Origin of the sequence: Mesorhizobium sp. M1A.F.Ca.ET.072.01.1.1, from assembly GCF_004023325.1 — a bacterium.
Classification (GTDB): domain Bacteria; phylum Pseudomonadota; class Alphaproteobacteria; order Rhizobiales; family Rhizobiaceae; genus Mesorhizobium.
Map to the genome: position 1 here is coordinate 1 of NZ_RZSF01000278.1, position 8,987 is coordinate 8,987.

An 8,987-nucleotide genomic window follows, 5' to 3' on the forward strand; every position below is an offset into this window, starting at 1 on the left:
TGCCGCGTTCGTCGAGCAGGCACAGCACGTTGCCTTGCTGCAGCTGACCCTGCAGCTTCTGGCCCTCCTCGCGGCGACGTTCGTCGGCGCTCTGGCCGCGACTCTCGGATGTCTCGACAATGCCGGCAAATTCCAGCCCGACCGCGGGCCCGCTCTTGGCGAAGCGCTCGAAATAGCGGTCGGCGAGCTCTCTCTCGGGGCCGGTCTTCATCCGGCCCACGGCATGAACGGTGATCTTCATCCTCGCCTCGGCGAGCTCTCGATCGGCGCCGGACCGGAACGGTCACGGCCCGCGATACGGCTCAGTGCAAGGTCTCTTCCTCGAGATCCGGCGCCTGCCACATCTTTTCGAGATTGTAGAATTCGCGGACTTCGGGACGGAAGACATGGACGATGATGTCGCCGGAATCGATCAGGACCCAGTCGGCGCTGGCCAGCCCTTCGACGCGCGCCATGCCGAGACCGGCATCCTTGAGCGCCTTGAGGAGATGGTCGGCGACCGCCGAGACATGGCGGTGCGATCGGCCCGATGCGACGACCATATAGTCGCCGAGGCTCGATTTACGCTGGATGTCGATTGAGACGATGTTTTCGGCCTTGGAGTCTTCCAGACTGGCAAGGACTGTCTTGATGGCGAGGGAGGCAGCATCGCTTCCGCTGATCCCGGCCGGCGAAGGCACGATATCGGCCTTCTTCCGCAGTGCTGTTCTCAGTGTGTTTCCTTTCCCAATAAGAACAACCAAATCACCCGGCAAATCAGGTGACCCTGCTTAGATAGGCAGAGTTCCATTGCAGTTTCAAGACGGGCGCGCTCTCAGGGCGGCCTCGGCAGGCCGGACAGGCCCTCGGAAGGCTGAAAAGAGCGGAACCCCTGCGCGCCGCATGGGTTATCGGCACACCGGACAAAGGGGATTCCCAACCATGCCAATCGACCCGCAGAGCGCCCTCATCACGATTCAAGCCGGGCTTGCGCAGCTCAGCTCGCTGATAGTCTCCTATTCCTTCTCGGCAATCGGTGCTGTGATCCTTCTGGTTGTCGGCTACCTCGTTGCCGGCCTTGCCGAGCGATCGATCTATGCCGGGCTCGGTCATATTCACGGCTTTGACGAGACGCTGCGCCACTTCTTCTCCCAGGTCGTCCGCTACGCCATCCTGATCCTGGTCGTTATCATGGTGCTCGGCCAGTTTGGCGTGCAGACGGCTTCGATCATCGCCGCGATCGGCGCTGCCGGTCTGGCGATCGGCCTTGCACTGCAAGGTACGCTGCAGAACATCGCCGCCGGCATCATGCTGCTTGCGCTGAGGCCCTTCCGCATCGGCGAATATGTGGAGGTCGGTGCGATCGCCGGCACAATCGAGGAGATCGGCCTGTTCGCGACCAAGCTGCGCACTGTCGAAGGTATCTACATCCTGGCGCCCAACCAAACGCTGTGGAACCAGCCGGTGCGCAATTTCACCCGCAACGGCGTCAGACGCACCGATATCAGCTTGAGCATCGGTTCATGGAACGACATCGACCGCGGGCAGAAGACGCTGCTTGCCATCGCCAATGCCGAGAAGCGCATCCGGCGCGAGCCGGCGCCGATCGCCTTCATCGCAGGGCTTGGCGAGAGCACGGTTTCACTGACCCTGCGCTACTGGACTTCAGCGGCCGACTATTTCGCCACCCAGATCGACTTGACCAAACGCGCCAAGCTGGCCTTCGACAACGAGGGCATTTCGATCCCCCTGCCGCCGCCCGAGATCCCGTCCCCGGAAGTCCGCAAGCAATAATCTCGTCAGTCCTTGGCCGGCTTTGTCGGCTCCTCCGACGCGAAGGCGAGCTCCACCGGCAGAGGCGTCTGCGCCGACATCGGCGCGAAGCTGCCGGTTGCGGCAGCGGGCATCGGTCGCGCCGAAAACACCCGCCACAGCACGAACAGGCAAAACGCGGAAGCGATGGCGATGCCGACATAGATGAAGGTGCCGGTGCCGAAGACGGCGGAAAGCGCCGTCACGATGCCGGGTACGATGAAGCCGGACAGCGACCAGGCAAAGAGCAGCGAACTCGACAGCGCCAGCAGCTCTTCCTTCCTGGCGCGGTCGGCGGCGTGGGCGCTGGACAGCGAATAGATCGATTCCGATGCACCGTCCCAGATCAGGTAGATCGCCACCAGGGCCATCAGCGCCCCGCCGTCGAAGGCGATGGCGAGCAGGCTCGCCGCCACCGCCAGCGCCGCCGTGCCCGCCAGCACATAGCGGCGGTCGGTACGGTCCGAGAGCCAGCCGAGCGGTATCTGCAGGATCAGCGTGCCGACCGGCATCGCCGACAAGAGCAGCGCCACCTCTGCCTGGCTGTAACCCTTGGCGGTGGCGTGGATCGGCGCAAAACCGGAAATGATCATCGACAGGCCGCCCACCGCCAGCATGCCGACGACGCCGACTGGCGAGATCCTCCACGCTTGGCCGAGCGCCACCGAAGCGGCCTGCGGCGCGGGCGGCTGGGCAAGCCGCGTCATGCCCACCGGCAGGATGGACAACGCGGTGAAGGCGATGCCGATCAGCGGCGCCGCCGCCGTCTGGATGTCGATCGCGGCGAGCGTCGCATAACCGACGCCCAATCCGGCGATATAGGCGACGTAGAACACCGCCATCACCCGGCCGCGTATGGCGTTCGGCAGGGCGTCGTTGAGCCAGCTCTGCGCGACGATGAAAAGGCCGCATATGGCGAAGCCGTAGAGCGCCCGCGCCGCGATCCACAGCAGCGGCATCGGTCCGGCGCCGATCGCCACGTTGGAGAGCGCGATCAGCGCCGAAAGCACCATGAACGCGCGGGCATGGCCGACCCGGCGCACCAAGGGTCCGGTCAGGATGCAGCCGGCGAGCCCGCCGGCCGAAAGGCCGGTGACGATCAGTCCGGCCCAGGTCGGATCGAAACCATCGGCGCCGAGCCGCACCGGAATGAAGGCGAACATCAGGCCGTTGCCGATCGCGATCAGCGCCATCGACACGATGACGCTGGCAATGGCAATCAGCGGCGCCGATTGTCCGGGATCGGTTTGGGTTTGCTTCAGCATGCCCTCGCAGCTTGGCTGATCGGAATGCGATAGGCCGCCGTAAAAGCGACATCGCTCGGCCCCTTGTGAAAGAAGGGTGGCCTCAGCCCTTCGCCGCCTTGCGGATCGCGGTGGAGGAAAGCGACGAGCGCGGGCCGTGGATGAAGGTCCAGGCCAGCGCTCGCATGCGGGCGAGCAGCGGCGCGTCGCCTTCGTCGACGCGGGCATAGTCGAAGGTCTTGGCGACGACCGAGGACAGAAAGTAGAGCGTGGCGCCCGGTCGGTCGATGACCGCGATCGGGAAGGTCAGCACGATCTCGCGCCAGCGCTGCCAGCGATGGAAGTCGCGTAAGGAATCCGCGCCCATGATCCAGACGAAGTCGACGCCTGGATTGCGCGCCTTGACCAGCGCCAGCGTGTCGGCGGTGTAGCGGACATGCTGCGCCGCCTCGAAGGCAGTGACCTTGATCTTCGGATTCCTGGCGATCTTTTCGGACAGCACGATGCGCTCGGCGAGCGGCGCCAGCTCGCGCGCGCTTTTCAGCGGATTGCCGGGCGTCACGATCCACCAGAGCTGGTCGAGGGCCAGCCTTCTCAGCGCAATCTCGGCGACCAGCGCGTGGCCCGCATGCGGCGGGTTGAACGAGCCGCCGAACAGGCCGACGGCCAGCCCTTTGCCGGCATGCGGCATGTGGAGATAGGGCGCGGGGACGGGCTGCTCGGGCTGGGAAAGCATGACGCTAGGCACCCCCCTCTGCCCTGCCGGGCATCCTCCCCGCAAGGGGGGAGATTGGCAGCTCCTTCGCAGTCGCAAATCTTGCAGTGTTGGCGACTGGCGAAACCGGGAAAATCAGCTGATCTCCCCCCTTGCGGGGAGGATGCCCGGCAGGCGGGAGGGGGGAGCCTAGGCGCAAGCTTCAGCCTCTTGGGGCAAGCGACATCAAGGCCTCACCTGCCCCGACCCGCGCACGCGGTACTTGAACGAGGTCAGCTGCTCGACGCCGACCGGTCCGCGCGCATGCATCTTGCCGGTGGCGATGCCGATCTCGGCGCCCATGCCGAACTCGCCGCCGTCGGCAAACTGTGTCGAGGCATTGTGCAACAAAATCGCCGAGTCGATCTCGCTGAAGAATGTTTCGACCGTTTGCGCATCCTCGGCGACGATCGCCTCGGTGTGATGCGAGGAGAAGGTCTCGATATGCTCGATCGCGCCGGCCACGCCGTCGACCAGCTTCACCGCGATGATCGCGTCGAGATATTCCGTCACCCAGTCGGCGTCGGTCGCCGGGCTGGCGTCGGCAAAGGCTTTCATCAGCTCGGCGTCGGCATGGACCTCACAGCCGGCGGCGCGCAGGGCCTCCAGGATCGGCACCAGATGGGTGGACGCGACCGCGCGGTCGACGAGCAGCGTCTCGGCGGCGCCGCACACGCCGGTGCGCCGCATCTTGGCGTTGACGGCGATCTGGACCGCCATGTCGAGCTTCGCCGAACGATCGACATAGAGATGGCAGATGCCTTCGAGATGGGCAAAGACCGGCACGCGCGCCTCGGTCTGCACGCGCCCGACCAGGCTCTTGCCGCCGCGGGGGATGATGACGTCGAGATTGCCGGCTAGGCCCTTGAGCATCTCGCCGACCGCGGCGCGGTCGGTGGTCGGCACCAATTGGATGGCGTCTTGCGGCAGGCCGGCTGCCTTCAGCCCTTCGACCATGCAGGCATGGATAGCCGACGACGAATTGATCGAATCCGAGCCGCCGCGCAGGATCACGGGATTGCCGGCTTTCAGGCAGAGTGCGCCGGCATCGGCCGTCACGTTCGGGCGGCTTTCATAGATGACGCCGATGACGCCGAGCGGCGTGCGCACGCGCTCGATATGGAGGCCGTTCGGCCGGTCCCATTCGGCAATCACCTCGCCGACCGGATCCTTGAGCGCCGCGATCTCGCGAATGCCGTCGGCCATCGCCTCGATGCGCGACGGTGTCAGTTTCAACCGGTCCATGAAGGAACCGGACAGCCCGGCTTCCTCGCCGTTCGACATATCGATGGCGTTGGCCTCTAGGATCGCCTGCTCGTTGCGCAGGATGGCGTCGGCCATCGCGGCCAAGGCGTCGTTCTTGGCCTTGGTCGATGCGACGGCCAACGGTCGGGCAGCGGCGCGGGCGCGGAGCCCGATATCGGCCATCAGCGTCACCGTATCTTCCCCGGATTTGTCATGCAGCTTCAGCATGGTTCATCCTCCGCTGGGTCATTCGTCGGCCAAAACTTGGTCGTCGGCCAATACTTGATCACTGGATCGACTTACCACAAGGTCGTCGCGATGGATCATCGCCGAGCGCGCCTCGTAGCCGAGCACATTTTCGATCTCGGCCGTCTTCAAACCCGCGATCCTTACGGCATCGGCGGCATCATAGGCAACCAGCCCGCGCGCGATCTCGCGGCCCTCGGGCGACAGGATCGCCACCGTGTCGCCGCGCGAGAAATTGCCGCTGACGAGCTTGACGCCGGCCGGCAGCAGCGACTTGCCCGATTTCAGCGCGCCGACAGCGCCGGCATCGACGGTGAGCCTCCCAGCCGGCTCCAACTGTCCCGCGATCCAGGTCTTGTAGCCCTTCACCGGGTTGGCGCTGGGGTTGAAGAAAGTGGCGCGCTCGCCGCGCTCGATCGCCATCAGCGGCGACAGGCGCGTGCCGGCGGTGATGATCATCGCGGTGCCGGCGGCGTTGGCGATCTTGCCCGCGTCGAGCTTGGTCCGCATGCCGCCGCGCGAGAGTTCCGAAGCGGCGGCGCCCGCCATCGCCTCGATATCCGGCGTGATGCGCTCGACCACCGGAATGAACTTGGCTTGCGGGTCCTTGGCCGGCGGCGCCGTATAGAGCCCGTCGATGTCGGAAAGCAGCACCAGAAGATCGGCGCCCATCATCGTCGCCACCCGCGCCGCCAGCCGGTCGTTGTCGCCATAACGGATTTCGGAGGTCGCGACCGTGTCGTTCTCGTTGATGACCGGCACCGCCTTCATCTTGAGCAAGGTCGAGATCGTGGCGCGGGCGTTGAGATAGCGGCGGCGCTCCTCGGTATCGCCGAGGGTCAACAGAATCTGCCCGGATTTGAGCCCGTCCCTGCCCAGCGCATCCGACCAGGCGCCCGCAAGCGCGATCTGGCCGACGGCCGCCGCCGCCTGGCTTTCCTCGAGCTTCAGCGCGCGTTTGCCGAGCCCGAGAATGGTGCGGCCGAGCGCGATGGCGCCCGAGGATACGACGAGCACCTCCGCGCCGGCATTGGCGAGCACCGCGATGTCTGCGGCTAAAGAGGTCAGCCAATCGCGCTTCAAGCCGGTCGCGCGGTCGACGAGCAGCGCCGAGCCGATCTTCACGGTTATGCGCCGGTATGATTTCAGCGATTTCATGGGTTTTGCCGCCAGCGCGTATCGACTGGAGCGGGAACGGCATCGCGCGCCTCGGCGACCACCGCCATCAGCGCGCGCTGCACAGCCTCGACGCCTTCGCCGGTGACGGCCGACAACAGCATCGGCGCGCGGCCGGCGGCGCGTTTCAGAGAGGCAGCCTTCTTCTTGCGGGCGTCCGCGTCGAGGATGTCGACCTGGCTGAGGGCGATGATCTCAGGCTTGTCGGCCAGCCCATGGCCATAGGCTTCGAGCTCGGCGCGCACGGTCTTGTAGGCCTTGCCGGGATTTTCCTCCTGCGCCGAGACGAGATGGAGCAGGACGCGCGTGCGCTCGACATGGCCGAGGAAGCGGTCGCCGATGCCGACGCCCTCATGCGCGCCCTCGATCAGGCCGGGGATGTCGGCCAGCACGAACTCGCGGCCGTCGATGCGGGCGACGCCGAGGCCGGGATAGAGCGTGGTGAAGGGATAGTCGGCGATCTTCGGCTTGGCGGCGGTGACGGCCGCAAGGAAGGTCGACTTGCCGGCGTTGGGCAGGCCGACAAGGCCGGCATCGGCGATCAGCTTGAGCCGCAGCCAGATGCTCAACTCCTCGCCCGGCTGGCCGGGATTGGCGCGGCGCGGCGCCTGGTTGGTCGAGGTCTTGAAATGCTGGTTGCCGAAGCCGCCATTGCCGCCCTTGGCGAGCAGAAAGCGTTGGCCGACCTCGGTCAAATCGCAGATCAGCGTCTCATTGTCCTCGGCGAAGACCTGGGTGCCGGCCGGCACTTTCAGCGTCGCGTCGGCGCCCTTGGCACCCGTCATGTTGCGGCCCATGCCGTGCATGCCGGTCTTGGCCTTGAAATGCTGCTGGTACCGGTAGTCGATCAGTGTGTTCAAGCCATCAACGGCTTCGACCCAGACATCGCCGCCGCGGCCACCGTCGCCGCCGTCCGGACCGCCGAACTCGATGAATTTCTCGCGGCGGAACGACATCGATCCGGCACCACCGTCGCCGGACCGGATGTAAACTCGGGCTTGGTCGAGGAATTTCATCGGATTTTCAGGTTTCTGCTATTGCGCTTGCGGGATTGCTCTAAACCAAGGTGGAGCCAAGGGCGAGGCCCGTTTGCAACTAAAGCGCCGGCTGCACTTTAGCCAGGGGCGCGGTAGCACTGTTCGCGGGCGAGACCGGGAGGCGCGAATGAAGCTTGTCACTTACAATATCCAGTATGGCATCGGCCTCGACGGCAAATACGATGTCGGCCGCATCGCCGACGCGGTGCGCGGCGCCGATGTCATCGCCCTGCAGGAAGTCACCCGCAACAACCCGCGCAACGGCGACCGCGACATGGTGGCCGAGATCGGCGAGGCGCTGCCGGACTATTTTGTCGCCTATGCCAGCAATTTCGAGGTCAATATCGGCTCGCGCCTGGATGCCGGCCGCGCCGTCACCCGCACCTTCCAGCTCGGCAACATGGTGCTGTCGAAGACGCCCATTCATCTGTCGCGTAATCTCCTTCTGCCGCGCAGCCGCAGCCTGGAGCGGATGAACTTCCAGCGCGGCGCGCTGGAGGCGCTAATCGAGACGCCGCTCGGCTTCATCCGCTTCTACTCCACCCATCTCGACCACCGCAGCCCCGTCGAGCGTCAGAGCCAGATCCGTTTCCTGCGCCAGCGCCTGCTCAACTACGCGTTGGAAGGCGGCGGCCTTTCCGGCATTCCCGAAATCGGCCTGCCGGACCTGCCCTATCCGGAAGCCTTCATCGTCATGGGCGACTTCAACATGCTGCCCGGATCGCCCGAATATGTCGAACTCGCCGGACGTCCGGACCATGAATTCGGCATGCCGCTCACCGCCGATCTCGCCGTCGATGTCGCCCAGCGCCTGGACGTTTCCGGCCTCTTCACCTGGATCGACCCCAATCGGCCCAACGATGCGGGCCGCCACAAATGCATCGACTACGTCTTCACCAGCGCTTCGCTCGCCGGCTCGCTGAAGCGCCTGTGGGCCGACCGGCAGGCGCGTGGATCGGACCACCTGCCGGTCTGGGTCGAATTGGGCTGAGTCGTCTTTGATTGCCGACGCCTAGGCGTGTTGCTATTCAGGTCAGGCTGAGCCGAAAATGACGGCTTTCGAGAACCGGAGCGGAGCGTACTGAAAGCACGCGAGCACCGGAAGCGCAGGAAACCGTCATTTGCAGGCCGGCCTCACCTGAATTTCAACATGCCTAGAAGTGCACCCAGTTGCGCAGGCTCGTCCAGGTCTTGCGGTCCAGCCGGTAGCGCTCGACCGGCACCTGGCCGGCGACGATCGAGTTCAGCATGCCCTGGCCGGCATACTGAAAGCCGCACTTGTGGATGACGCGGCGCGATGCCGGATTGATGACCCTGGTCGAGGCATGCAGCACCTGGATCGAGGTCTTCTGGAAGGCAAGGTCGACCAGCGCGTGCGCCGCCTCGGTCGCATAGCCGCGCTTCCAGTGAGGCTCGCCGATCCAGTAGCCCAGCTCCAGCCCGCGATCGGTGGTATTCAACCCCGCGCAGCCGACGAAAGTGCCGGTGCCGGCG

Annotated in this window: 10 protein-coding genes; 2 read left to right on the plus strand and 8 right to left on the minus strand. The window is 65.4% G+C overall.

The genetic code is table 11. The features are described from left to right. Together EOA32_RS28340 and rsfS are read right to left on the minus strand one after the other, a co-directional pair. Window positions 1–241 (minus strand): 23S rRNA (pseudouridine(1915)-N(3))-methyltransferase RlmH (locus EOA32_RS28340; protein ID WP_189407431.1); only part of this gene is annotated, 241 nt, incomplete at its 3' end. A gap of 61 nt (window positions 242–302) precedes the next feature. Continuing rightward, window positions 303–680: a ribosome silencing factor gene (gene rsfS / locus EOA32_RS28345; protein WP_128373472.1), complete on the minus strand. Its 378-nt coding sequence runs from the start codon at window positions 678–680 to the stop codon at window positions 303–305. Window positions 681–921: 241 nt separating this feature from the next. Between rsfS and EOA32_RS28350 the strand changes: the two genes are divergently transcribed. Then, the gene (locus EOA32_RS28350; protein ID WP_128373473.1) at window positions 922–1,773 is read left to right on the plus strand and encodes a mechanosensitive ion channel domain-containing protein; all 852 of its coding nucleotides are present in this window, start codon (window positions 922–924) and stop codon (window positions 1,771–1,773) included. 5 nt (window positions 1,774–1,778) lie between these two features. Here the strand turns inward: EOA32_RS28350 and EOA32_RS28355 are convergent, their stop codons facing one another. The 5 genes from EOA32_RS28355 to obgE form a co-directional block, all read right to left on the minus strand. Next, window positions 1,779–3,056, minus strand: coding sequence for an MFS transporter (locus EOA32_RS28355; RefSeq protein WP_128373474.1), 1,278 nt, complete (start codon window positions 3,054–3,056; stop codon window positions 1,779–1,781). Window positions 3,057–3,138: 82 nt separating this feature from the next. Beyond that, window positions 3,139–3,726 carry a nicotinate-nucleotide adenylyltransferase gene (locus tag EOA32_RS28360; RefSeq protein WP_128373478.1) on the minus strand — a complete coding sequence of 196 codons (588 nt, stop codon included), beginning with the start codon at window positions 3,724–3,726 and terminating at the stop codon, window positions 3,139–3,141. A 249-nt stretch (window positions 3,727–3,975) separates the two neighbouring features. Then, window positions 3,976–5,262 (minus strand): glutamate-5-semialdehyde dehydrogenase, encoded by a 1,287-nt coding sequence (locus EOA32_RS28370; protein ID WP_128373476.1) that lies wholly within the window; start codon window positions 5,260–5,262, stop codon window positions 3,976–3,978. An 18-nt stretch (window positions 5,263–5,280) separates the two neighbouring features. Further along, a complete protein-coding gene (gene proB, locus EOA32_RS28375) occupies window positions 5,281–6,438 on the minus strand; it encodes a glutamate 5-kinase (protein WP_128373477.1) in 1,158 nt (385 codons plus the stop codon). Then, window positions 6,435–7,472 (minus strand): GTPase ObgE, encoded by a 1,038-nt coding sequence (gene obgE, locus EOA32_RS28380; protein ID WP_067001582.1) that lies wholly within the window; start codon window positions 7,470–7,472, stop codon window positions 6,435–6,437. The genes proB and obgE overlap by 4 nt, the downstream gene beginning before the upstream one ends. A 148-nt stretch (window positions 7,473–7,620) precedes the next feature. Between obgE and EOA32_RS28385 the strand changes: the two genes are divergently transcribed. Next, on the plus strand, window positions 7,621–8,484 hold the full coding sequence (locus tag EOA32_RS28385) for an endonuclease/exonuclease/phosphatase family protein (protein ID WP_067319561.1): 864 nt from the start codon (window positions 7,621–7,623) through the stop codon (window positions 8,482–8,484). A gap of 163 nt (window positions 8,485–8,647) precedes the next feature. On the opposite strand, the gene EOA32_RS28390 is transcribed toward EOA32_RS28385, so the two are convergent. Further along, a partial coding sequence (locus EOA32_RS28390) for a GNAT family protein (RefSeq protein ID WP_145971372.1) occupies window positions 8,648–8,987 on the minus strand: 340 nt, incomplete at its 5' end.